Here is a 24094-nt window from a genome sequence, read left to right on the forward strand (position 1 = left end):
TGCGCGGCGGTCTAACTCTCGTTGCCCTGTCCCGCGGCAAACAGCGCATCCGGATCCACAGACAATCCATGCTCCGCGGGTGCCAGTTTCGAAGCCGGCTGCGACTGCTGTACGGCCGGGGCCGAAGCCGGTACGACGGCGGGTCCCGGCGCAGGCTTCCGCAGGCGCTCCACATTCATCGAGAACTCGGCTACCCCGTCCCGGATCGCGGTCGCATGCTCATCAAGACGGTCCAGAAGCTGAGACAGCGTGCGCCCCATCTTGTTTCCAAGCTCAGAGGCATCTGCTACCGCAGAAGCGATGGTGGTCGCCACGCTGCCGCCCTGGGTGATGGGTGAGGCGGCTCGTGCTGCCGTGAACTCGGTGATGATGTCATCGACGTACCCTTCCACCCATTGCCCGAGCATGCTTCGGGTATGTGTGACCAGATCCGTCACCACGTTGATGCGCTGATTGACGTTCCCCGCGACCACGCGCAGCTCTTGTAGCGCATCATCGAGGAGACCGGCCGCCTCGCCGAACCCCGTTGCTGCCGCACCACTGTGGCCGTCACCCAGCGCGCTGAGCACAGCCGACAGCTCCTGCTGCACATTGGTGACATCGGCAATGCAGTACCGCCAGAAGGTGGCCTCCGCGGAGGCTGCGACCGGGTCACCCCGAAGCGCATCGAGTGGTTCTTCGAGGAACTGCACATGCTCGACCATGAAGCCCAATCCGGCGTCATGGAGGCGAGTGAGCGGTTTCAGCTCGGCATCAAGGGTGTCCACCGAACCCTTCACCAATCTTCGTCATCGCGGCGACGGTCTGATCCTCCGCTTCGGCGACCTGCCGAGCCTGGTCGTGCAGACGCTGTCCCGTCTCCACCATGACATCGCCCAGGGTCCGGACCGCGTCAGAAAGCTGGTTGATACTCCCCCGCACCGACATCACGAAATCCGACGACACCGCCCCCAGGTCCTGCTCGCCGAGCCCCTCTCCGTGGTGCTCGAGCAGGAATCGCACCGAGCCCCCGGCGCTCTCCAGGTTCGCCGCTTCGTGCAGCACCACATCGCGGTCAAAGTGGAAGGTCCCGCTCGTCTCGCTGCTCATGATGGCGATCCCAGATGCTCACCCTCCCCCAGGTGCCCCCCGTCCAGGTAGCCCTTGACGTAGTCCATCGCCGGCCCGTCGCCGGTCAGGTCGTGCAATGTGCTGTGGATCTGGCTGGCCGCGTTGACCTGCGCCGCGGCGATAGTTCTGGTGATGATGGCCGACAGATCTCTGGCATCCATCGACAGCGTCGATTCATCCAGGTCCAGAGCCTCGATGCGGCCGCCCGACCCAACGGTCACCGCCACCCCTACGTCATCCTTCGCATGGCCCCGCACCAGACCGACGGTCTGTTGCACGTACTGGGCACGCTGCCCAAGAACCTCCAGGCGATCCTGGTACTCACGAATCCATTGGCGGGGGTCACCACGGCACTCCGACATGACGAGGGGCTCCTTTCCTGGGGTGCGGCCGGTGAAACGGGAACGTCCCCTCCGCGTCCCCGGTCCACCGACCGCTGATGGCACTTGTCGACTTCTGTGCCATACATAGAGATTGATGGGCCGAAGGCATGAATCGGTTCCATGAATTTTGAAGAAATTTCTCAGCAAATAGATGAAATATCAACTACCTGCGAGGATATCTGCCGCAGAGACAAAACAGCGGACTACCTGTGCAGTAGTCCGCTGTCTGTGAATCGTTATTACGTTATCCGCCGAGCTTGATCTCCAGCCCAACGCCGATGATCGAGATCACCCAAATGGCCGTGACGAAGTAGGTGAGCCGATCCAGGTTCTTCTCCACCACGGTGGAACCGGAGAGGCTCGACTGAACGCCACCACCGAACAGCGTGGACAGACCACCGCCCTTCGCACGGTGCAACAGCACCAGCAAGACCACGAGCAAGCTCGTGATCACCAGGATGATCTGCAACGCCAATTCCATGGGGGTAAGCGTACCGGCTCGGTTCCGCTCACCTGCGCAGGGACTCCGGTCAGCTCACTTCCGAACTATCAGCCAGCCAGGTATTACATTCCCACAGTCGATTCTTGAGCGAGCCGTGCCGCCACCACGCCTCCGCGTGCTGGTTGGAACCGTGGTCACGCTGCGGCTGCTGTCCATCACCGCGATCCTGGTCATTCCAGGCCAAGTCGAGTTCCTGCTGGGTTATGGTGCCGCCACGTCGAGAGCCCAGGAACATTCCCGAGAAACACTGAGCCTGCAGTTCGGCTCGTCGAGACAACTCAAGTCCCAGCGGCGAATCGACTCCGACAGCGCGGCGCTGGCGCCAGTACTCACCCCACACCCCGCTGAGCTCTTGAGCATGATGCCCATACTCGTGGGCGTAAACAGCCAGGTAGATACCGTCATGATTCCCATACCTGGCCGGAGACACACCCACGATCGACATGTAGATCGTGTTGTTCGTGGGACAGTAGAAGGCGGCCCTTTCCCTTCCGAAATATTGGCCCCCGCAGGGCGAATCCACATAGTTTCCGGCCACTACCAAGCCCGGTGACGACCACGGCAGAGCATTCCAGTCGAGCAGCCGTTTCCACTCCGGATCCATGCACCCGCGAAGGTCGCGGTAGAACGCATCGGCGTGCGGGATGTCGAACGGCCATGTGCTCGTGGAGCACGGCGCGTTCGTGAATCCCGCGCCCTGATTCCGAAACAAAGGATTGTTGCCGAGCGCGTACACCGGCTCGGGGCCACGCGGCGGAGGAGGTGTTGGTGCCGAGGTGGGCCTGGCCGACGATGTAGTCCACACGGCCGTACTACGAACCGTGGTCGAGGGATATGGCCACGTGGCGGTGGACCGTACTGAACGATCCCTGCTCGGACGCAGCGCCCATACCGCCAACGTGCCCAGCACCAAAGCCGCAACCAGGGCGCAAACCGCGCCACCGATGATCAGGCCAGTGTGAGACCCGCCGCGCGCACGCGGCGGCGGTCCGTACCCGGCCGGCGGTCGATACACCGGACGCACCGACGGCACTCGATACCCAGGCGGCGGTTGAGGCGCCGGGTATCCCGGAAATGGCGCAACGGGCGGTGGGCGCCATCCGCGCGGAGGTGGCGCCATGGGAGCGCGAGCAGGCGGCGGTAGCGGTGCACCCCAGCCGAGCACCGGCCCGGATTGGCAGTACGGCTGCTGCCTCATATGGTCCGCCCCCCAAATACATTCTGTGAATGCGCGCCAGCATATCGACCCTGACCTAGGGTTACCGCCGTGGGAGAGATGATTCGCGGGGCGGTTTTGCGGCTGTTGGTATGTCTGTCGGTATGCACCGGATGGCTTCTCGCGGCGGTCCCAGCGGGTGCGGACAGCCCCACCGGCACCTTGGCAGTCGCAATGAACCTAGCCGACGACGGCACGCTGAGCATCACTGAAACCATCACCCCAGCGAAAGACCAAGTGCTGCAACGTCATCTCGCTCTCGATACGGTGGTCGAGGGCAACCGGATTCAGCATTTTGAGATCAGTAACGTCGCCACTACAGGCGGCGCGACTGCGGCAGTCGACGAAAACACATTGATTACCAACGCGAGTGGGCCAGCCACCATCAGCTACACGGTTCGTGGGACCGTCTCCGACACAGCCGATCACCAGCAGGTGCTCTGGCCATTTGCCTCCGGCTGGGATTCCCGCCTACGCGACATCACCGCCTCGTTCTCCTCCCCCAGCACCAAACCCAGCTCCCCCACGTGCACCCTGGGCCCGACGGGAGCTCAAATACGGTGCACCGCAGCCCAGGTCGATCACACCGGAGTGGTCCGCCTCCAACAAGACGAATTGCCACCGGGCGCGACAGCCACCTTTACCGTGGTGGTTCCGGCCGGTACCGTGCCGCCAACCGCAACCTTCACAGTGCTCCCGGGCCCGCAGGGCGCCTTCGCGCTGACATGGCCAGGAATCACAGCGCTGGTGGGCCTGGGCATCATCTCGGCCACACTGGCGGGGTGGGTGCTGATCGCGCGCCGCCGAGATACGCGCGCCGCCGAAATCACCGTCACCCCAGCTGATCCTTTGGTGCGCGACGAGGCAGGATCACGATTCGCCGCGCCGGACGGGGTACTGCCGGGCCAGGTGGGCACCGTTATCGACCTGCACGTCGACGCCGTTGACCTGACGGCGACGGTCATCGACCTGGCGGTGCGCGGATACCTATGGATCGCCGAAACAACAGACCCCGGCGGCAGACTCGATTGGCAGATATCGCGCCGCGCACCGGCGGACGGACTCCTGACCTGCTATGAGACGCGGACGCTGAATATCCTTCTCCCCCAAGGAGCCGAGACGGTGTTCTTGTCCGGCCTCCACATACCGGGTTCCCGGCTGGATCTTGGCGGCATCTCCGACACGATGTACACCGACGCCCAGCGCAATCGGTGGTTCCGCCGCTCACCCGAACACCTAGGCTCCCTGGCCCGTTATGGCATCGGCGTGCTGCTCGGCGGTCTCGTGATCACGGCCGTATTGGCGCTCAGCGTCGGCAGCGCCATGGTCGGCGTCGCGGTAAGCGGTGCGGGAGCCGCCTGTGCGCTGGCCGGAATGCTACTTCCGGTGCGGACGGCTCGTGGCCGGCTGCTGGTAGCGCATGTGGCCGCGCTGCGCCGCTACTTGGGTGAGCTCAACATGGAGGACTTGGAGCCCGCCGACCGGGAGATCATCCTGACCCGGGCGGCACCCTACGCCGTGGTCCTGGGGCAGCTCGGCGCATGGCTCAAGGCCATGGAAACACTCGATACCGCCGCAGACGGCTCACCCGGAATCGATTGGTACGACACAGCTTCCGAAGAAGTCAACAAAACCACGGCGGCCATCACCGCTAATCTGCCGCTCTTCCTTACGACCCTTGATAGCGTGCTCGCGCGCGCAGCGCATTTGCGGAATCTGCCGGACAGCTGAGTTAGAGCAGGGGCCCACCCGCGGCGATCGCCGACATCTGGGCGAACTGCTCACCGTCCAGGGAGGCGCCACCCACCAGGGCACCGTCGACATCGTCTTGCGCGATCAGTTCACCCACGTTCTTAGCGTTGGCCGAGCCGCCGTACAGGACGCGCACCGATGCGGCCACCGTGGCGTTCGCGATCTGGGCCAGCTCGGCACGGATCGCGGCGCACACTTCCTGAGCGTCGGCGGCACTGGCCACCCGGCCGGTACCGATGGCCCATACCGGCTCGTAAGCAATCACAACCTGGGCGACTTGGTCCGCACTGAGCCCGGCCAGTGACCCCCGCAAGGAGTCCACGTTGTACTGGACGTGGTCCCCCGCTTCGCGGATGTCGAGAGCCTCACCGATGCAGACGATCGGCGTCAGGCCGTGCTTGAGCGCCGCAGCGGCCTTGGCGGCCACCAGCGCGTCATCCTCGGCGTGGTACTGACGACGCTCGGAGTGCCCAACCACGACGTAGGTGACCCCCAGCTTGGCCAGAAATACACCGCTGATCTCACCGGTGTAGGCACCCGAGTCGTATACCGACAAGTCCTGGGCGCCATAGGTAAGGCGCAGCTTGTCCCCGTCGACCAGGGTCTGCACACTGCGGATATCGGTGAACGGCGGAATGACCGTCACGTCCACCTTGTCGAAGTACTTGTCCGGCAACGAGAACGCAATCTTTTGCACCAGAGCGATGGCCTCGAAATGATTGAGGTTCATCTTCCAGTTGCCTGCGATCAGCGGCTTACGCGACATGTGGGGCTCCCCTAGTCCTCTAATACGTCGATGCCCGGAAGCGCCTTGCCTTCAAGGTATTCCAGGGATGCACCACCACCGGTGGAGATGTGGGAGAAGCCGTCGTCCGGCAGGTCCAGCGCACGCACCGCGGCCGCCGAATCACCACCGCCGACCACGCTGAACGCGCCCTTCTCGGTGGCCGCGATGATCGCCTCGGCAACACCCCGGGTGCCGGCGGCGAAAGCCGGGAACTCGAAGACACCCATGGGACCGTTCCAGAAGATGGTCTTGGCATTCGACAGCACGGCCGTGAATCGCTTGACCGACTCCGGCCCGATGTCCAGGCCCATCTTGCCTTCTGGAATAGCGTCCGCGGCAACGATTTCCGAGGGCGAATCGGCGGCAAACTGGTCCGCCGCCACGATATCCATCGGCAGGTGAATCACATCGGCATAGGTATCCAGCAGCCGCTTGCAGGTGTCCACCATCTCCGGCTGCACCAGCGACTTGCCGACCGGCAGCCCCTGCGCGGCCAGGAAGGTGAAGCACATCCCGCCGCCGATCACCAGGCTGTCGGCCTTGGTGGCCAGCGATTCGATGACCGCCAGCTTGTCCGAGACCTTCGACCCGCCGAGCACCACCGCGTACGGACGCTCGGTACTAGCGGTGAGCACCCGCAGAACTTCCACCTCAGCAGCCACCAGACCACCGGCGTAATGCGGCAGCAAGGTCGCCACGTCGTAGACGGACGCCTGCTTGCGATGCACCACACCGAACCCGTCGGAAACAAACGCGCCGCCGGTACCCGTTGGGCCGCCCACCAATTCGGCCAGCTCCTGGGCAAGCGCCAGCCGCTGTGCGTCATCCTTGCTGGTCTCGCGCGGATCGAACCGGATGTTCTCCAACAGCAGCACGTCGCCGTCGGTGAGGCCTTCGGCGCGTGCCAGCGCATCGGTGCCGACGACATCGCCGGCAACCTGCACGTGCTGACCCAGCAGTTCGCTGAGCGCAGCACCTACCGGAGCCAGAGACAACCGGGGATCCGGCTTACCGTCCGGGCGGCCCAGGTGTGCGGTGACGATGACCTTGGCCCCGGCACCCGCGAGCGCACGGATGGTCGGGACCGACGCCACGATCCGGCCGGGGTCAGTGATGTTGAGATTGTCATCGAGCGGGACGTTCAGGTCCGACCGGACCAGCACGCCCTTGCCCGAAACTCCCTCTGCCAGCAGATCGTTGAGGGACTTGATCGCCATCGTTACAGCGACTTGCCGACCAGGCCGACCAGGTCGACCAGGCGGTTCGAGTAACCCCACTCGTTGTCGTACCAGGAGACCACCTTGGCCTGGTTGTCGATCACCTTGGTCAGCCCCGCGTCGAAGATCGAGCTGTGCGGGTCGGTGACGATGTCCGAGGACACGATCGGCGCGTCGTAGTACTTCAGGATGCCCTTGAGCTTGCCCTCCGCGGCGGCCTTCATGGCGGCGTTGATATCGGCAGCGCTGGCGGCCTTCGCGAGCTCCACGGTGAGGTCGGTCGCCGAACCCGTGGGGATCGGCACACGCAGGGCGTAACCATCGAGCTTGCCCTTGAGCTCGGGCAACACCAGACCGATGGCCTTGGCGGCGCCCGTCGAGGTCGGCACGATGTTCAGCGCGGCAGCGCGGGCGCGACGCAGATCGCTGTGCGGGCCGTCCTGCAGGTTCTGGTCCTGGGTGTAGGCGTGGATCGTGGTCATCAGGCCCTTGACGATGCCGAACTCATCGTTGAGAACCTTGGCCAGCGGTCCGAGGCAGTTCGTGGTGCACGAGGCGTTGGAGATGATGTTCTGGCTGCCGTCGTACTTGTCGTCGTTGACGCCCAGCACGATGGTGATGTCCTCATCGCTGGCGGGCGCGGAGATGATGACCTTCTTGGCGCCGGCGTCCAGGTGGCCCTGCGCCTTCTCACGCTTGGTGAAGATGCCGGTCGATTCGACGACGACATCGACACCCAGGTCACCCCACGGCAGCGCCGCCGGACCTTCGCGGACCTCGAGGGCCTTGATCTTGTGGTCGCCGACAACGATCGTGTCGTCGCCTTCCAGGCTGACGTCATACGGAAGCCGGCCCAGGATGGAATCGAATTTCAGCAGGTGGGCCAGGGTGGCGTTATCGGTCAGGTCGTTGACCGCGACAATCTCGATGTCGGTGTTGATCCCTTGAGCCTTCTGCGCGTCCAGTGCCCGAAAGAAGTTCCGGCCGATCCGGCCAAACCCGTTTACGCCTACCCGGACAGTCACGTAGCGCTCCCTCTTTGTCTGTTTGATATGTGGTGTACCCGTTATCGGGACTCACATTAGCCCAGGGGGTGCGCCACTTCGTCCCGGCCCAGTCGCGCCAACACGTGGGCGGCGACCGCCAGAACCAGCGGCGCTATCCCGGCGATGATGAACACTGCGGTATTGCCGATCACATGAGCCACCGGCACGACCAATGCGAAGGACGCCGGCAACCCCACCAGAGAGACGAAGAAGTCCATGCTGGCGGCACGGCCCAGCATCTCCTCGGGCACCCGGCGCTGCATGAGGGTGCCCCAGATGACATTGGCCGCCTGCATGGTTCCGCCGACGATGATCATCGCCACGATGATGGTCCAGAGGTGCCCGGTGAATCCGATGAGCACCAGCGGCAGCGACCCGGCACCCCACATCAGGATCATCACGGTCAGATACCGGCGCGCCAGGGGCAGTGAGGACACCACGAATGACCCCACCGCACCCGCGATACCGAACAGCGCCAACACCGTGGCATGCGAACCCGGGTCACCACCGTGATCACGAATGACGAAGGGCAACAGGATTTCAATGGGGCCGACCACCACCAGCACATAACCGATCGCGAAGAGAAGCGTCGCGAAGAACCAACCGGTGTGCACCATGTACGTGAAACCGTCGAGGAGATCGGTGGCCGCGCGCCGCAGCGGATGCTCGTCGACGTCCGCCTGCACCGGCTCATGCCGATGCCGAATGAGCACCAGGCAGCCGACGGCGATCGTGATGAGCACACCCTCGGTCAAGAACACCCCACCGGGCGCCCACGCATTGACGATCGTCGCGCCGATCGCGGGCCCCAAGGCCAGTTGCACCGTGGGTCGCAGCACCCCCTCGATTCCGTTGGCGGCCAACAGTTCGTCATGCGGCAGCAGGCTCGGCAGCAGTGCGGTGTACGACGGGATGTAGAGGCCTTCGGAGATCCCGAACAGCAGCGACGTCACGCCGAGATGCCAGATCTGGAGGCTGCCGGTCAGGGCCAGCAGCGCCGTGACGAACATGATCAAGGCCTGCACGATCAGCGAGCAGCGCATCACCCACAGCTTGGGCAGCCGGTCCGCGGCCACGCCTGCGGGTAACACACTGATCAGCAGTCCGATGCTGAACATGGTGCCCGCCACGGCCACCTGTCCCGGACCCATGCCCATCCTGATGACCTGCCACACCAGCGCCACGGTCCACATGCCATTACCCAGCAGGGTCACTGCCAGGCCGAGCGTCAGCAGACGGTAATCGCGATGGCGCAGCGGGCGCAGCGCGCGCGGCAGTCCAGTGATCTGATGGTGTGGCTCCTCGCCCGAAGAGTCCTCAGGGTTTTTCCCAAGGACCCCTTCGGTTTTCACCTGCTTAGCGAAGTCCACCGACCCAGAGTACGAAAGTACTCCGACAATTCGCCATCGGTTTTCGCCCGCCGCTGGTTGACTGGCTAGGCGTCTTCGAGCAGCTCCGGGGTCACCGCGGACTCGGTATCGGGGATGCCGTCGGTCTTGGCCTTGCGGTCGGCCATCGACAGTAGTCGCCGAATACGGCCTGCTACAGCATCTTTGGTCATCACCGGATCGGCGAGACGGCCCAGCTCCTCAAGCGATGCCTGACGGTGCTCGACGCGCAACTTTCCGGCCGCCGCGAGATGATCCGGCACCGTGTCACCCAGGATTTCCAGCGCACGCTCCACCCGGGCAGCGGCCGCGACTGCCGCGCGCGCGGACCTGCGCAGATTCGCGTCATCGAAATTGGCGAGCCGGTTCGCCGTTGCCCGCACCTCACGACGCATCCGGCGCTCTTCCCAGGTCAGCCGGGTGTCCTGGGCGCCCATCCGGGTGAGCAGGGCACCGATGGCCTCACCGTCACGCACCACCACACGATCGCTGCCCCGCACCTCGCGTGCTTTGGCACTCACACCAAGCCGCCGAGCCGCGCCCACCAGCGCCAGCGCCGCCTCGGGACCCGGGCAGCTGACCTCCAGCGCCGAAGACCTGCCGGGTTCCGTCAGCGAGCCGTGTGCCAGGAAGGCCCCACGCCACGCGGCCTCCGCATCGGCCACGCTGCCACCGACCACCTGTGCGGGCAACCCGCGCACCGGGCGGCCCCGCAGATCGAGCAGGCCTGTTTGTCTCGCCAACGCTTCTCCATCTTTGGCGACACGGACCACATAGCGAGTTGTCTTGCGGATACCGCCCGCCGACAGCACGTGCACCACGGCGCTGTAGCCGTACAGATCGAAGATGTCCTTGCGCAGGCGCCGCGCAATGCTGCCCTGGTCGACCTCTGCCTCGACGACAACCCGCCCGCTGACGATATGCAGTCCGCCGGCGAACCGCAGCAGCGACGCGACCTCGGCGCGGCGGCTACTGACCTGAGTCACCACCAGGCGGCTCAGTTCGTCCTTGACCTCGGCGGTCATCGCCACGGGGCGTCCCCTCTCTGGATTCCATGCTGTGTGCTCCCGCCCCCCGCTGCCAGGCGCACCGTGGATTCGGCATCTGTTCCCGCGGCTGCGGCGGCACTACCCGTCCGTACTCGATCCAAGACCGCCGACAGTTTCGCAGGGTCATGTAAATGTGTACCAGGACGCGAGACATCAGCGAATTGAACCTGCGCATTGAACAAGGCGGCCGCCCTGGTCAAGTGGTCGCGTTCGGTGTCATCTGCAGACGCAGATTCGACGACGATGTCATGCACACCGAACTCGGGAGCGTGTTGCGAGAGTACGTGCAAATGACGCTCCGCGGAAAAGCCCGCCGTCTCCCCCGGTTCCGGCGCAAGGTTCAAGATCAGGGCCTTGCGAGCCCGGGTCTGCTGCAAGGCCGCGAAAAGATCGGGTACCAGCACATGTGGGATGACACTCGTGAACCACGACCCGGGCCCTAAAACTACCAGGTCAGCGGCCATAATGGCCTCCACGGCCTGCCGGGTGGCGGGTGGATTACCCGGGTGCATACGCACCCGCCGCACCTTGCCCGGCGTGGTCGCCAATGCCACCTGCCCCCGGATCACCCGACTCATCCGCGGGTCGGACTCCAAGCCGGACACGTCAGCCTCGATCTGCAACGGAATCGGACACATCGGCAACACCCGCCCGGTGATGCCGAGCATGCGCCCCATCTCGTCGAGCGCGGTGACCGGATCGGCCAGCATGTCGGTAAGCCCGGCCAGCATCAAGTTGCCGATCGGATGCCCCGCCAGTCCACCGCTGCCGCCGAGCCGGTGCTGAATGGCCGTGGCCCACATGCGCCCGCGCGGGCTGTCGGAGGCGAGCGCTGCCAAGGCCATGCGCAGATCACCGGGCGGCACGATGCCCAGCTCCGAGCGGATTCGCCCGGACGACCCGCCGTCGTCGGAGACCGTCACCACGGCGGTGATGTCGTGGGTAAGCCGTCGCGCCGCCGACAGCGTCGCGTACAGGCCGTGCCCCCCACCGAGGGCGACAATGCGAGATTCGCGTCGCGCGACATGGGGCTGATCGGTGCCGGGATTCATTCGCGCCCCAGGTCACGGTGCAACACGCGCACTGACAGACCTTCATCGGGTGCCATAGATGCGGCTAGCGCCTCGGCTATCGCGACACTGCGATGCTTGCCGCCTGTGCAGCCCACCGCGATTGTCATGTAGCGCTTTCCCTCTCGCCGGTAACCGTCGATGACGAGGTTCAGCAGCCGACGGTAGGTGTCCAAGAACTCGTCCGCACCGGGTTGGCTTAACACGTACTGACTGACCGCCGGGTGCTGACCGGTGTGCGGTCGCAGTTCATCCACCCAGTGCGGGTTCGGTAGAAACCTAACGTCAACGACCATATCGGCATCCATCGGCAGTCCATATTTGAATCCGAAAGATTCCACGGTGACGCTCAGATGCGCCACCGTCTCAGTGCTGAAGGCACGTTCGATCGCAGCACGCAGCGCAGGCACAGGCAGTGACGACGTGTCGATGACCAGATCCGCCGAGGCCCGGATGGGTGAGAGTAAGATGCGTTCGGCGGTGATGCCCTCGGCGAGCGTCTGACCGCCCTGCAGCGGGTGGCTACGCCGGTTCTGTTCGTAGCGGCGTACCAGGCTTTCGTCGGATGCCTCCAGGAATAGCACGCGTGGGCTGATGCCCCGGGTGGCCAGGTCGGCACGCACCGACTCCAGATCGCCGGTGAAGCCCCGAGACCGCACATCCATCACCACGGCGAGCTGCGTGATGCGTGAACCGGCGGCAAGGCCCAAGTCGACCATGCGCGTGATCAGTTCGGGCGGCAGGTTGTCCGCGACGTACCACCCCAGGTCCTCGAGCACCTTGGCGGTCGTACCGCGTCCCGCGCCCGATAGGCCCGTGACCAGGACGACGTCGATATCGGCGTTCGCGGTCTCATGAGGGGCGTGAAGTGTCATCGACTCCATTTTCGACCATGACGGGCAACGGCGCGTCGGTTGCCCCGGAAGTCGCACCTGAAGAGTCAGAACCCATGAGCGCGTCACGTACCGCGAGCGCCGTGGCCGCACCGATACCCGGAACCGCGGTGATCTCCTCGACGCTGGCCTTCTTGAGCTGCGCCACCGAACCGAAATGCGAGACGAGGGCGGCCCGGCGCGCCTCCCCCAGCCCCGGTATGCCGTCGAGCACCGAGGCGGTCATCCGCCGGGACCGCTTGCTGCGATGAAACGTGATGGCGAATCGGTGCGCCTCATCGCGCACGCGCTGCAGTAGGTACAGCGCCTGACTTGTTCGCGGCAGGATTACCGGATCCGCCTCACCCGGCACCCACACCTCTTCGAGCCGCTTGGCCAAACCGATCACCGCGACATCGGTGACACCCAGCTCGCTCAACTCAGCGGCAGCCGCGTTGACCTGGGGCGCACCACCATCGACTACGAAAAGGTTGGGCGGATAAGCGAATTTCCGTGACCTGCCTTCCGGAGCCGCGACGCCGCCGACACCCAAGCCCGGAACCGCGTCCTGATGAATCTGGGCGTCTTGCACATGCCGCGCGAATCGTCGACGGGTGATCTCCGCGATGGAGGCGACGTCATCGGAGCGACCGTCGCCGGCGGCCTCTCTGATGCTGTAGTGGCGATAGTCCGACCGACGGGACAGACCGTCCTCGAAAACCACCAGCGAGGCCACTACATCGGTGCCCTGGACATGGCTGATATCGATGCACTCGATACGCAAGGGCGCCTGCTCCAGACCGAGCGCATCCTGAAGCTCCTGCAATGCCGCCGATCTCGTGGTGAGATCCCCTGCACGCTTGAGCTTGTGCTGCGTTAGGGCCTCTTTCGCGTTGCGCTCCACTGTCTCGGCGAGAGCCTTTTTGTCGCCGCGCTGCGGTACCCGCAACGAGACCCGAGAACCGCGCAGACCGGTTAACCAGGAGGTCATCCCCTCGGCATCGCGGGGCAGAACGGGCACCAGGACCTCCCGCGGCACCGGCGCCACGTCGGCATCCGCATCGGCGACATGGGCGAGGTCGGCCTGATCGCCGTAGAACTGAGTGAGGAACTGCTCGACCAGCCCCTCAAGGTCGGAATCGCCTGGGTCGCCGGTTTTTTCGACAATCCACCCGCGTTGTCCGCGAACCCGTCCGCCGCGCACATGAAAGACCTGCACGGCAGCCTCCAGCTCGTCATCGGCAAACGCCACCACATCGGCGTCGGTGCCGTCGCCGAACACCACAGTCTGTCGCTCCAGCGCACGCTGCAGCGCCGAGATGTTGTCCCGCAGCCGTGCCGCCCGTTCAAAATTCAGTTCCTGGGATGCATGGTTCATTTCACGTTCCATGTCGCGAGCCAGACGATCCGTCTTACCCGATAAGAAGTCGCAGAAATCAAGAACGATCTCGCGGTGCTCCTCGGCACTTACCCGCCCAACACAGGGCGCCGAACACTTTTCGATGTATCCGAGCAGGCAGGGCCGATCAATCTGTTTGTGCCGCTTGAACACTCCATTGGAGCAGGTGCGCGCGGGGAACACCCGGGTCAGCAGATCGAGGGTTTCCCTGATGGCCCACGCATGCGAGTACGGGCCGAAGTAGCGCACGCCCTTCCGGCGGGGCCCGCGGTAGACGAATAGCCGCGGGTACTCCTCATTGAGGGTGACGGCCAGCACCGGATACGACTTGTCGTCGCGGTAGCGGACGTTGAAGCGCGGATCGAATTCCTTGATCCAGTTGTATTCGAGTTGCAGGGCTTCGACCTCGGTGCCCACCACGGTCCATTCCACGCTGCCCGCGGTGGTGACCATCTGTCGGGTGCGCGGATGCAGACTCGCGATATCGGCGAAGTACGAGGTGAGCCGGCTACGAAGGCTCTTGGCCTTGCCCACGTAGATGACCCGTCCGTGCGGATCACGGAATCGGTAGACCCCCGGCTCGACGGGTATCGAGCCGGGAGCCGGTCGATAAGTCGAGGGATCGGGCACATATCCAGGCTAGTCGGGGGCTCCGACGCTCGAACTCATCGATAGACGCCCGTCGCTGTTCGACAATCCGCTACCCTCAGGGGGTACCTCAACGTGGGGACGAAGGAGGGACAACCGTGCGTAGATTGCCCGCGGGATCGATACCCGTGTTCGTCGCCGCGGCGACCGGCCTGTCCCTCATCACCGCGATACAGGCCCTAGCCCGTCCGTCGAACGACGCCGATGCCGTGATCAACAGCTTGCAGGCCAGCGGCTATCGCGTGACCGTGACCAGGATCGGCTCGGCGCATCCCGACAACTGCGTCGTCCAGTCCGTCAATCAACAGTCGCCAGTCTCCAATGTGGCCAGTGCGCGCGATATGCGTAACAGGCCGACTTCGGTTCCCGTGTCTACCAAGGTCGCTCACGTCACTCTGGCGTGCTGACAGATAGGACGATGGATGAGAAACAGCGTTGGCTCCCTGGCGGTTGCCATGGTGACCATGACCGGAATCGCCCTGTCGCCCACGATCGCCGCAGCTGATCCCGATACCCCAGTACCCGCGCCGAACTCTGAAACCGCTTCTCGGACAGCGGTACTTCCCATCTTCGCGCAGGAGGGCATCAAGGTCAGGACCGGAAAACCCGGCGAGCTACTGACGATCACCTTGCCTGATGACGCTCCCCTGCTGCCCGCGGAATGGGGCCCCGACGGCGAGGCCACCTACCACTCCGCCGACACCGATTTCACCGTGACACCTCTTGTCGACGGTGGCGAGTACTTCACGATCGTGAAGAAGAACCCGTCCGACTCGTTCGACTACAACTTGCGCCTTGGACTGCCCGCCGGCACGCATTGGGTGCGGCACGGCACCACACTGCTCATCGAATCCGATGGCGCCGGCGCCGATCAGCCCGCGCTGTTGGTCGGAATGTTCGCATCGCCGAGGGTGACCACCGTCAAGGGCACTGATATCCCGTTGACCGTCCAGCTCGATCCCAACGGCGACGCCGTGCTTTCGGCCCGGAGTCCGGAGCTCGTCAACACGCCGGTCGAAATCGGCTTCTCCTACCACCCGGTGGACATCTCCCCCTAACCGCTAACGTGATGGAATTGTGAGGACTCTGTCGAGACTGCTGGCCTTCCCCTCCATTGCTCTCCTCGCTGCCGCAGGTTGCTCGACCGATCACGCGACGCGCCCGGGTGCCGGATCCGAACCGTGCAGCATCGTCACCAATGGCATTCCGGTTGCCAAAACCGTGGTCGCGGGCACCACAGCCCCACGCGATATCTCGACCAATCCCGAGGTCGCCACCGGTTACCGCACAGGCATGTCGGCGGTCCGCACCGCGAGCTATGCCGTCGCGACGGCTAACCCGCTGGCCACCCAGGCAGCCTGTCGCGTGCTACGCGATGGCGGATCGGCGGCGGACGCGTTGGTGACCGCACAAACCGTGCTCGGACTCGTCGAACCGCAATCCTCCGGAATCGGCGGCGGCGGCTTCCTGGTCTACTACGACGCCCAGACCGGAGCGGTGCAGGCATACGACGGCCGAGAGGTCGCGCCCGCGGCGGCCACCGAGAATTACCTGCGCTGGATCGACGATGCCGACAGGGGCCAGCCCAGGCCCGATGCACGCTCATCAGGCCGTTCGATCGGGGTACCCGGCATCCTGCGCATGCTCCATGACGCCCAATCCGCGCACGGCACCGTTCCGTGGCGCGACTTATTCACTCCGGCAGTCCAATTAGCCGACGAAGGCTTCGAGATCAGTCCCCGGCTCGCCGCCGCGATCAGCGACTCGGCGACCAGCCTTGCCCTGGACCAGGAGGCGGGTACGTACTTTCTCAACCCCGACGGATCAGCGAAACCCTCAGGAACGAAGCTCACCAACCCGGCCTATGCCAAAACCCTTGGCGCCGTCGCCACCGACGGGCCGGACGCCTTCTACCGAGGCGCAATCGCCGAGGACATCGTCGCCGCAGCGGCAGACACCTCGTCGGGACGCACCCCGAGCCTCATGACGACGGCCGATCTCTCCGGGTATTCGGCGAAGAACCGCGAATCCCTCTGCACCACATATCGCGATCACGAAATCTGCGGCATGCCGGCACCGTCCTCGGGTGGCATCGCCGTCGCCGCCACCCTGGGCATGCTCCAGAACTTTCCGATGGCCTCCTACCGACCTACGGACGTCGACCTCGACGGGGGCAGGCCCACAGTCGACGGCGTGCACTACATCGCCGAAGCAGAACGGCTGGCCTACGCAGATCGCGACAAGTACGTCGCTGACACCGATTTCGTCGCGCTCCCAGGCAATTCACCGAGCACCCTGCTCAACCCGACCTACCTGACCGGGCGTGCCAAACTTATCTCCGGCGAGAAGACGATGGGCATCGCCAAACCCGGCGACTTCAACGTTCCCGCGTCAGCGGCCGTGTCCACTCCAGAACACGGCACCAGCCAGGTGACCGTCGTTGACGCGCACGGCAACGCCGCATCGCTCACCACCACAGTCGAATCCGCGTTCGGCTCCTATCACATGGTCGACGGCTTTATCCTCAACAACCAGCTCACTGACTTCTCTGCCGAGCCCGCGGGTAAGGACGGGCTTCCCATTGCCAACCGGTTACAGCCGGGCAAGCGGCCGCGTAGCTCCATGGCACCCACCCTGGTCTTCGAACGCACGGAGTCCGGTAAGCGCGGTGCACTGCTGCTCGCGGTCGGGTCGCCGGGTGGCGCGGTCATCATCCAATTTGTGGTGAAAACCCTTGTGGGCATTTTGGACTGGGGCCTGGATCCCCAGCAGGCGGTATCCATGGTGGACTTCGGCGCCAACAACTCGCGCAAGACCAATGTCGGTGGCGAGCACCCCAACATCGATGCCCGCGACAACGGTGCCAACGATCCGTTAGTCCAAGGGCTGCGTAGCCGCGGCCACACCGTCGATGTTGCCGACCAGTCCAGTGGCCTGTCGGCGCTGGTGCGGCGAGGGCCTGGGTGGATCGGCGGTGCGGATCCGCGCCGCGAGGGCCTCGTCATGGGCGATACGGGCTAAAGGCCGCAGTCAGCACAGCTCGCTCTGGCCGGCATCGCCGATCGCGCCGGCCCGGGAAGTGTCTTTGAGCGACAACCCGGAACGGCCCAACCGACGCGCACCGCCGACCAAGCTCGTGGCGATATGCGCGGCCTCCCGGTAACTGAGCCCGTCGGGCGGGTGGATGTTGGAGATGCAATTGCGATCGGCGTCTGTGCAACCCGGCCGCGGTAGGTGCGTGAGGTAGATACCGAGACTGTCGACGACACTGAGCCCGGGCCGCTCACCGATGATGACAATCAGCGTGCGGTACCGTCCCTGCGCCGCGATGTGATCACCCAATGCCACCCGGGCCTGCGTGGTGATCACGGGGGCGGCCAACGTGTATGAGTCGCCCAGCTGCAGGGCGAGTTCGCGAACTAGCGGGACACCATGGCGCATGAGGGCTATGGGTGACAGGCCATCGGCGAGGACAAACCCGATATCCGCAGCCTCGCGTGGCACCGCGGACAGATCGGCGGGCAGCCTTCCGAGGTCGGGTCTACGCAAATATTCTGCGCGAGAGCTCACTTGGCTGGTGACCACTATGGGCATGCCCAGCCCGATTCCGCCGACGTCGGCGGCGAGGCGCTCGGTGTCCAGCGGTACGTGGACTGCGTCGCGGGCCGCCGCGTGCGCGGCGGCCAAGTCAAGCACATCCCGGGTGTGCAGCGCATTGCCCGCCCGGTCCAGGCCGATCCGAGCTTGGGTGTTTACCCGCAGTTCTTTCCAAAACTTTTGGCGAGCAACATCACCGGTTGTCATCGGGCACCCGAGTTGGTCAGGGCGCGCAGCGGCGAGCTCGCCACGTCAAAGGGTGTGAGGTGGCCACCCTCGTCGATCATTCCGATGGCCTGCAACCACTGCTCGAACTCGGGTGCCGGCCGCAGACCCAGCGTCCGGCGCGCCTGCAGCACATCGTGAAACGACAGACTCTGATAGCCGAGCATGACATCGTCAGCACCGGGAACGGTGATGACAAACCCGACTCCCGCGGCCGCAAGCAGGATCAGCAGTGTGTCCATATCGTTCTGGTCGGCCTCGGCGTGGTTGGTGTAGCAGACGTCAACACCCATCGGAAGACCAAGTAGCTTGCCACAGAAGTGATCCTCCAATCCAGCGCGGACGATCTGCTTACCGTCGTAAAGATATTCCGGCCCGATGAATCCGACGACCGTATTGACCAGGAACGGTTCCAGGTCGCGGGCCACCGCGTAGGCGCGCGCTTCCAGTGTCTGCTGATCAACAGGTTTGCCGCCGGTGCCCAGATGCGCGCGGGAGCTCAACGCCGACCCCTGCCCGGTCTCGAGGTACATGACGTTGTCCCCGACGGTCCCCCGCCGCAGGGCCCGGGTCGCATCGCGACCTTCGCGCAACAGCGCGATGTTCACTCCGAAAGCGGAGTTGGCGCCCTCGGTGCCCGCGATCGATTGGAACGTCAAATCCACCGGCGCTCCACGTTCGATCAATCCGATCGTCGTGGTGATGTGGGAGAGAACGCAGGACTGGGTGGGGATCTCGTAGCGCAATCTGATGGAGTCGAGGAGGTGCAGCAGATCCGAGGTGGCGTGCGGCGAATCGGTCGCCGGGTTGATGCCGATGACGGCGTCACCACATCCCAGAAGTAGCCCGTCAAGGACGGCAGCGGCGACACCGCGAGGATCGTCGGTGGGGTGATTCGGCTGTAACCGGGTGGCCAGCGTGCCCTTGCCGCCGACGGTCGTGCGGAAGGCGGCGCTCACCTGCATGGCGGCACCGGCCGCCACCAGGTCTTGGTTGCGCATGATCTTGCTCACCGCAGCCGCCATCTCGGGGGTTATCCCGGCGCTGACAGCGGCGATCCTCTGGGCACCATCATCGCGGGAAGCGCTCTCCAACAACCAGTCCCGAAAGCCACCGACGGTCAGATGTGCGATCGCAGAGTAGGACCGGCGATCGTGGCTGTCGATGATCAGCCTGGTGACCTCGTCAGTTTCGTACGGCACCACCGTCTCGTTGAGGAACATGTCGAGCGGCAGGTCGGCGAGAACCCATGCGGCAGCGGCCCGTTCGGCATCAGAGTCCGCCGCGCAGCCCGCCAGCTGATCACCCGACCGCAACGGCGTCGCCTTGGCCATCACATCCACCAGTCCGTCGAAGGTGTAGCTCACCCCCGCGATCTGTTGCCGGTGCTTCACGTGAGCTCGCTTTCGGCCTCCGCAAGCATCGCGAACTCCTCGTCGGGCGAATTCGCCACCAGGCGGTGGCGGCTGTAGAGCGCGAAATACACCATGAACGCCGCGAACACGGTCAGACACAGGCCCGCCGCCACCGGGTTGACCAGGAATGTCGCGATGACCGCCAGCACCGCGACGACCAGGGCGAAGCCGGTGGTGGCGATGCCGCCCGGGGTGCGGTACGGGCGCGGCATGTTCGGCTCACGCACCCGTAGCACGACGTGGCTGACCATCATCAGCACGTAGCTCAGGGCAGCACCGAAGACAGCCATATTGAGGAGCAGGTCACCGTGTCCCGTCAACGACAGTGCGAATCCGATGATGCCCGGGACAACGAGTGCCAGCGTCGGGGCCTTGCGGGAGTTGGTCACCGACAGAACCGTCGGCAGATAGCCCGCGCGGGACAGCGCGAACAGCTGACGTGAATACGCGTAGATGATCGAGAAGAAGCTCGCGATGAGCCCGGCCAAACCGATGTAGTTGACCAACTTGGCGGCGGTTCCGTGGCCGAGCGCCTCGACGAGCGGATTACCTGAATCCGATATCTGTTCCGCACCGCCGACGCCGGTGGTCAGCACCAGCGCTATCGCGCAGGTCACCAGCAGCACACCGATTGCCGCGATGATCCCGCGCGGCACATTGCGTTCCGGGTTGGCCGTCTCCTCGGCCGCAAGCGGAACGCCCTCGACAGCGAGGAAAAACCAGATCGCAAACGGAATGGCGGCCCAAATTCCCAGGTAGCCATGCGGCAGGATGCTCGAGGCCCCCGCGGCACCTTCGTCCACCGCGATGTTGGTCAGATTGTGGATGTCGAAATGGCCTGCCGCGGCGACCGCGAAGATCAGCAGGCCCACCAATGCAATCGCGGTGATGACGAACATCACCTTCAGTGCCTCACCGACGCCCGACAGATGAATGCCGATGAACACGGCGTAAGCCGCCAGGTAGACCCACCACCCGTTGGTGATGCCGAACAGACCCAGCGACTGGACGTATGCACCGATGAAGGTGGCGATGGCCGCCGGGGCGATCGAGTACTCGATGAGAATTGCTGTACCCGTGGCAAATCCACCCCACCGGCCGAGCGCGCGGCGCGCGAAGGTGTAGCCGCCCCCCGCCGTCGGCAGTGCCGAAGACAGCTCCGCCATCCCCAGCACGAGTGCCAGGTACATGCCGGCGATCACTACGGTGGCGATCGCCAGTCCGCCGAACCCGCCTTGGCCCAAACCGAAGTTCCAGCCCGAATAGTCGCCGGACACCACATAACTCACCCCGAGGCCGGCCAGCAGCACCCAGCCCGCGCTCCCCGATCTGAGTTGGCGCTTACGCAGATAGTCCGCGCTCTCGAGGTGCTCCTCGATGAGGCCATGCTTGGTGGTCGCCATATATCGTTCCTTGCTCTCCGCAGATCAACACAGTGGGATGACGTCGCTTTCGGGTGATATCGCCGATGGCGACGGTCAGAAGAATCCCTGCGGCGTGGAGCTGTAGGACACCAGCAGGTTCTTGGTCTGCTGGTAGTGGTCGAGCATCATCTTGTGGTTCTCGCGGCCGATACCGGACCGCTTGTATCCGCCGAAGGCGGCGTGCGCGGGGTACTGGTGGTAACAGTTGGTCCACACGCGGCCCGCCTTGATGTCACGCCCGGCGCGGTAGGCGATGTTGCCGTCGCGGCTCCACACTCCCGCACCCAGCCCGTAGGGGGTGTCGTTGGCAATAGCGATGGCATCGTCATAGTCGGCAAACGAGGTCACTGCCAGCACCGGCCCGAAGATCTCCTCCTGGAAGATCCGCATCGAGTTGCTCCCGGCGAAGACCGTCGGCGCAACGTAGTACCCACCCGACAGGTCGCCACCGAGTTCGGCGCGCTCGCCGCCGGTAACCAGCCGTGCCCCTTCGGATTTGCCGATGTCGATATAGGACAGGATCTTCTCGAGCTGCTCATGGGAGGCCTGCGCCCCCATCATGGTCTCGGTATCCAGCGGGTCGCCCTGGCGGATGGCCTTGGTGCGGATGGCCGCCAGTTCCAGGAATTCATCGAAGATATCGGCCTGGATCAGGCTGCGCGAAGGACAGGTGCACACCTCACCCTGGTTGAACGCGAACATCGTGAACCCTTCCAGGGCCTTGTCCTGGAAATCGTCACCGGCAGCCATCACGTCGGAGAAGAAGAGGTTGGGGCTCTTGCCACCGAGCTCCAGCGTCACCGGAATCAGGTTTTGACTGGCGTACTGCATGATCAACCGGCCCGTGCTGGTCTCGCCGGTGAACGCGATCTTCGCGATCCGGCTGCTGGAGGCCAACGGCTTGCCCGCCTCTACTCCGAACCCGTTGACGATGTTCACCACACCCGGCGGCAGGAGGTCGCCGATGAGCGAGAACAAGTACAGGATCGACGCCGGGGTTTGTTCGGCGGGCTTGAGTACCACCGTGTTCCCGGCGGCGATGGCCGGGGCCAGTTTCCAGCTCGCCATCAACAGCGGGAAGTTCCACGGGATGATCTGCCCGACCACACCGAGCGGCTCGTGGAAGTGATAGGCCACGGTGTCCTCGTCGATCTGCGAGAGCGAGCCCTCTTGTGCCCGAAGGACACCGGCGAAGTAGCGGAAATGATCGACGGCCAGCGGGATATCAGCGTTCAGCGTCTCGCGGATGGGCTTGCCGTTGTCCCACGACTCCGCGACAGCAATGGACTCCAGGTTCGATTCCATCTGGTCGGCGATCCGGTTGAGGATGAGCGCCCGATCGGCCGGTGAAGTCTTGGCCCAGCCGCCCGCAGCGGCGTGTGCGGCATCGAGTGCCTTCTCGACATCGGCTTCGCCGGAGCGTGGGATCTCGCAGAACACCTCCCCCGTCACCGGGGTGCGGTTCTCGAAATATCGCCCCTCTTTTGGGGGAACCCATTGCCCGCCAATGAAATTCTCGTAGCGGGACGCGAAAGTCATCAGCGATCCCTGCGCACCCGGGCGGGCGTAAACAGTCACGGTGGTCTCCTACCTTCAAGACAGCAAATGTGTCGGTAATCACTGAAGATAGGTTTTGGCCCGTTGCAGCACGGTTGCAACTTTCCCTGCGGCGGCAGCGCTCAGGCGAGATCGGAATCCAGCGCGATGAGATGGCCACGGGCCTCAGACTGGATGAACGCGCCCGCACCGTCATAGTCGTGCAGCGCCTGCCATCCCTCACGGTCATCGCGTGCCTCGGGAAGATCAAGCCAGCGGCGCAGCAGGTGCAGATCGCCGTCGGCAAGTACGGCGCCACGAAGACTCGCACTCAACTCCAGGCGCAGTCTCCCGATGGCCGGTGCCGCGGACCGCGGCAACAGCTGGCCCGCATAGCAGTCGACGGCCCTGGCGATGTGCCCGGCGCGAAGCGCGGCGAAGACATCACCCATATCGCTTTCGACATGGGTGAGCAGCCGGTAGGGACGGGACACGATCAACTCATCTCCCACGATGCGGCGCAGTCGTGACATTTCCGCGCGGATCGTGACGACGTCGAGATCGTTTTCGTCAAGCAGCATCGCCAGATGGTCGGCGCTCAATCCCTCGGGGTGACGCAGCAAGAGCGCCATGATCTCGGCATGGCGACCGGACAGCCGGTGTGTGCGCATCCCATCCTGCCCATCACCGGTGTGCAGAAGCGGGCGGTCGGCGCCGAGCAAGGTCAGTCGCGGTTCGCTACCGTTCGCCAGCCGCCCCGATCGAGGGTAGTTCAGGGCGATGAAATGTTCGACGGCAACCGCCGTCGCGCGCACCAATGCCAGGGTCTGCGCCGAAGTAACCGCCGAACCGCCGGTGAGATCGATACTTCCCAGGGGGGCTCCGGTCACCGGGTCATGGATCGGAACCGCGGTACACGACCACGGCCGGACCAGCCTGCAGAAGTGCTCGCTGCCCCGGATCTGCACCTCACGATCCAGCGCAAGCGCGGTACCCGGGGCATTCGTGCCTACGGCCCGCTCGCTCCAGTCGGCACCGGGCACGAAGTTCATGGTGGCCGCCTTGCGCCCGGCGCCGGGGTCACCTTCCACCCAGAGCAGCGCGCCGTCGGCAGCGGTGACCCCCACAAGCACACCCGAGTCGGTGGCGTGGTCCACCAGCAGCCGGCGGATGACCGGTAGCGCCCCGGCGAGCGGATGGCTGCTGCGCAGTTCGGTCAGGCGCGTCGCGGCGGCCGCTTCGCCAGGCCCGCGGTCGGGATCGACCCCGGTGGCCAGGCTCCGCTGCCAGCTGTCGGTCACGAGCCGTGGCAGAGGTATCGACTCGAGATACGAACCGTCTACCTGGCCCGCCACGAAGAGATCGTGCGCGTCACGTACGGAAGCCAACGATGCGCGGACAGCCCCGCGGCGCGTTGCACTTCTCGCAGTCGCCACGGTCTCCAAGCTCTCTGCCCTG

22 protein-coding genes are annotated in these 24094 nt (G+C 64.7%); 4 read left to right on the plus strand and 18 right to left on the minus strand.

What is annotated here, in order from left to right; all coding sequences use genetic code 11:
- Positions 1-11 precede the first annotated feature (11 nt).
- The 5 genes from B4383_RS11325 to B4383_RS11345 all read right to left on the minus strand — a co-directional run bounded on the left by B4383_RS11325 (position 12) and on the right by B4383_RS11345 (position 3193).
- Positions 12-767 carry a hypothetical protein gene (locus B4383_RS11325; RefSeq protein WP_078288015.1) on the minus strand — a complete coding sequence of 252 codons (756 nt, stop codon included), beginning with the start codon at positions 765-767 and terminating at the stop codon, positions 12-14.
- A complete protein-coding gene (locus B4383_RS11330; protein WP_078288014.1) occupies positions 754-1089 on the minus strand; it encodes a hypothetical protein in 336 nt (111 codons plus the stop codon). Before B4383_RS11330 ends, B4383_RS11325 begins: the two co-directional genes overlap by 14 nt.
- Positions 1086-1472, minus strand: a complete 387-nt coding sequence (locus tag B4383_RS11335; protein ID WP_078288013.1) for a hypothetical protein — start codon at positions 1470-1472, stop codon at positions 1086-1088. The genes B4383_RS11330 and B4383_RS11335 overlap by 4 nt, the downstream gene beginning before the upstream one ends.
- A gap of 265 nt (positions 1473-1737) precedes the next feature.
- Positions 1738-1974: a preprotein translocase subunit SecG gene (gene secG / locus B4383_RS11340; protein WP_030093493.1), complete on the minus strand. Its 237-nt coding sequence runs from the start codon at positions 1972-1974 to the stop codon at positions 1738-1740.
- Positions 1975-2023: 49 nt separating this feature from the next.
- Positions 2024-3193, minus strand: coding sequence for a neutral zinc metallopeptidase (locus B4383_RS11345; protein WP_078288012.1), 1170 nt, complete (start codon positions 3191-3193; stop codon positions 2024-2026).
- A gap of 78 nt (positions 3194-3271) precedes the next feature.
- On the opposite strand from B4383_RS11345, the gene B4383_RS11350 reads away from it, so the two are divergent.
- Positions 3272-4942 (plus strand): DUF2207 domain-containing protein, encoded by a 1671-nt coding sequence (locus B4383_RS11350; RefSeq protein WP_078288011.1) that lies wholly within the window; start codon positions 3272-3274, stop codon positions 4940-4942.
- A 1-nt stretch (position 4943) separates the two neighbouring features.
- Here the strand turns inward: B4383_RS11350 and tpiA are convergent, their stop codons facing one another.
- The 8 genes from tpiA to uvrC all read right to left on the minus strand — a co-directional run bounded on the left by tpiA (position 4944) and on the right by uvrC (position 14421).
- Positions 4944-5729: a triose-phosphate isomerase gene (tpiA, locus tag B4383_RS11355; RefSeq protein ID WP_078288010.1), complete on the minus strand. Its 786-nt coding sequence runs from the start codon at positions 5727-5729 to the stop codon at positions 4944-4946.
- Between the two features lie 11 nt (positions 5730-5740).
- The gene (locus B4383_RS11360) at positions 5741-6967 is read right to left on the minus strand and encodes a phosphoglycerate kinase (RefSeq protein WP_078288009.1); all 1227 of its coding nucleotides are present in this window, start codon (positions 6965-6967) and stop codon (positions 5741-5743) included.
- A gap of 2 nt (positions 6968-6969) precedes the next feature.
- Positions 6970-7992: a type I glyceraldehyde-3-phosphate dehydrogenase gene (gene gap, locus B4383_RS11365; RefSeq protein ID WP_057965938.1), complete on the minus strand. Its 1023-nt coding sequence runs from the start codon at positions 7990-7992 to the stop codon at positions 6970-6972.
- Positions 7993-8048: 56 nt separating this feature from the next.
- A complete protein-coding gene (locus tag B4383_RS11370; protein WP_078288230.1) occupies positions 8049-9269 on the minus strand; it encodes an MFS transporter in 1221 nt (406 codons plus the stop codon).
- 179 nt (positions 9270-9448) lie between these two features.
- A complete protein-coding gene (whiA, locus tag B4383_RS11375) occupies positions 9449-10426 on the minus strand; it encodes a DNA-binding protein WhiA (protein WP_139360706.1) in 978 nt (325 codons plus the stop codon).
- Positions 10423-11502: a uridine diphosphate-N-acetylglucosamine-binding protein YvcK gene (yvcK, locus tag B4383_RS11380; protein ID WP_078288007.1), complete on the minus strand. Its 1080-nt coding sequence runs from the start codon at positions 11500-11502 to the stop codon at positions 10423-10425. The genes whiA and yvcK overlap by 4 nt, the downstream gene beginning before the upstream one ends.
- Positions 11499-12404, minus strand: a complete 906-nt coding sequence (gene rapZ, locus B4383_RS11385) for an RNase adapter RapZ (RefSeq protein ID WP_078288006.1) — start codon at positions 12402-12404, stop codon at positions 11499-11501. Before rapZ ends, yvcK begins: the two co-directional genes overlap by 4 nt.
- Positions 12373-14421, minus strand: a complete 2049-nt coding sequence (uvrC, locus tag B4383_RS11390; RefSeq protein ID WP_078288005.1) for an excinuclease ABC subunit UvrC — start codon at positions 14419-14421, stop codon at positions 12373-12375. The genes rapZ and uvrC overlap by 32 nt, the downstream gene beginning before the upstream one ends.
- A 140-nt stretch (positions 14422-14561) precedes the next feature.
- Here uvrC and B4383_RS11395 point away from each other — a divergent pair, with 140 nt between their 5' ends.
- Genes B4383_RS11395 through B4383_RS11405 form a run of 3 tightly spaced genes read left to right on the plus strand, consistent with a single transcriptional unit; the run spans position 14562 to position 17460 of the window.
- Positions 14562-14846 carry a hypothetical protein gene (locus tag B4383_RS11395; RefSeq protein ID WP_078288229.1) on the plus strand — a complete coding sequence of 95 codons (285 nt, stop codon included), beginning with the start codon at positions 14562-14564 and terminating at the stop codon, positions 14844-14846.
- Positions 14847-14861: 15 nt separating this feature from the next.
- The gene (locus B4383_RS11400; protein WP_078288004.1) at positions 14862-15497 is read left to right on the plus strand and encodes a hypothetical protein; all 636 of its coding nucleotides are present in this window, start codon (positions 14862-14864) and stop codon (positions 15495-15497) included.
- A gap of 19 nt (positions 15498-15516) precedes the next feature.
- Positions 15517-17460, plus strand: a complete 1944-nt coding sequence (locus tag B4383_RS11405; RefSeq protein WP_078288003.1) for a gamma-glutamyltransferase family protein — start codon at positions 15517-15519, stop codon at positions 17458-17460.
- A 9-nt stretch (positions 17461-17469) separates the two neighbouring features.
- Here B4383_RS11405 and eutC read toward each other — a convergent pair whose 3' ends face one another.
- The 5 genes from eutC to B4383_RS11430 form a co-directional block, all read right to left on the minus strand.
- Complete coding sequence (eutC, locus tag B4383_RS11410) at positions 17470-18243, minus strand: ethanolamine ammonia-lyase subunit EutC (protein ID WP_078288002.1); 774 nt, start codon at positions 18241-18243, stop codon at positions 17470-17472.
- Positions 18240-19655 carry an ethanolamine ammonia-lyase subunit EutB gene (locus B4383_RS11415; RefSeq protein ID WP_078288001.1) on the minus strand — a complete coding sequence of 472 codons (1416 nt, stop codon included), beginning with the start codon at positions 19653-19655 and terminating at the stop codon, positions 18240-18242. The genes eutC and B4383_RS11415 overlap by 4 nt, the downstream gene beginning before the upstream one ends.
- A complete protein-coding gene (gene eat, locus B4383_RS11420) occupies positions 19652-21079 on the minus strand; it encodes an ethanolamine permease (protein WP_078288000.1) in 1428 nt (475 codons plus the stop codon). Before eat ends, B4383_RS11415 begins: the two co-directional genes overlap by 4 nt.
- A gap of 75 nt (positions 21080-21154) precedes the next feature.
- Positions 21155-22678, minus strand: a complete 1524-nt coding sequence (gene adh, locus B4383_RS11425; protein ID WP_078287999.1) for an aldehyde dehydrogenase — start codon at positions 22676-22678, stop codon at positions 21155-21157.
- Between the two features lie 101 nt (positions 22679-22779).
- Positions 22780-24072 (minus strand): GAF domain-containing protein, encoded by a 1293-nt coding sequence (locus B4383_RS11430; RefSeq protein ID WP_078288228.1) that lies wholly within the window; start codon positions 24070-24072, stop codon positions 22780-22782.
- Between the last annotated feature and the right edge of the window lie 22 nt (positions 24073-24094).

Source organism: Mycobacterium sp. D16R24, assembly GCF_002013385.1.
Taxonomy (GTDB): domain Bacteria; phylum Actinomycetota; class Actinomycetes; order Mycobacteriales; family Mycobacteriaceae; genus Mycobacterium.

Coding starts and splice junctions, on each gene's coding strand:
- eat (WP_078288000.1), bottom strand. CDS start 21,079: ATGGCGACCACCAAGCATGGCCTCATCGAGGAGCACCTCGAGAGCGCG.
- secG (WP_030093493.1), bottom strand. CDS start 1,974: ATGGAATTGGCGTTGCAGATCATCCTGGTGATCACGAGCTTGCTCGTG.
- eutC (WP_078288002.1), bottom strand. CDS start 18,243: ATGACAACCGGTGATGTTGCTCGCCAAAAGTTTTGGAAAGAACTGCGG.
- B4383_RS11360 (WP_078288009.1), bottom strand. CDS start 6,967: ATGGCGATCAAGTCCCTCAACGATCTGCTGGCAGAGGGAGTTTCGGGC.
- yvcK (WP_078288007.1), bottom strand. CDS start 11,502: ATGAATCCCGGCACCGATCAGCCCCATGTCGCGCGACGCGAATCTCGC.
- B4383_RS11335 (WP_078288013.1), bottom strand. CDS start 1,472: ATGTCGGAGTGCCGTGGTGACCCCCGCCAATGGATTCGTGAGTACCAG.
- B4383_RS11330 (WP_078288014.1), bottom strand. CDS start 1,089: ATGAGCAGCGAGACGAGCGGGACCTTCCACTTTGACCGCGATGTGGTG.
- B4383_RS11350 (WP_078288011.1), top strand. CDS start 3,272: ATGATTCGCGGGGCGGTTTTGCGGCTGTTGGTATGTCTGTCGGTATGC.
- B4383_RS11345 (WP_078288012.1), bottom strand. CDS start 3,193: ATGAGGCAGCAGCCGTACTGCCAATCCGGGCCGGTGCTCGGCTGGGGT.
- tpiA (WP_078288010.1), bottom strand. CDS start 5,729: ATGTCGCGTAAGCCGCTGATCGCAGGCAACTGGAAGATGAACCTCAAT.
- whiA (WP_139360706.1), bottom strand. CDS start 10,426: ATGACCGCCGAGGTCAAGGACGAACTGAGCCGCCTGGTGGTGACTCAG.
- B4383_RS11400 (WP_078288004.1), top strand. CDS start 14,862: ATGAGAAACAGCGTTGGCTCCCTGGCGGTTGCCATGGTGACCATGACC.
- rapZ (WP_078288006.1), bottom strand. CDS start 12,404: ATGGAGTCGATGACACTTCACGCCCCTCATGAGACCGCGAACGCCGAT.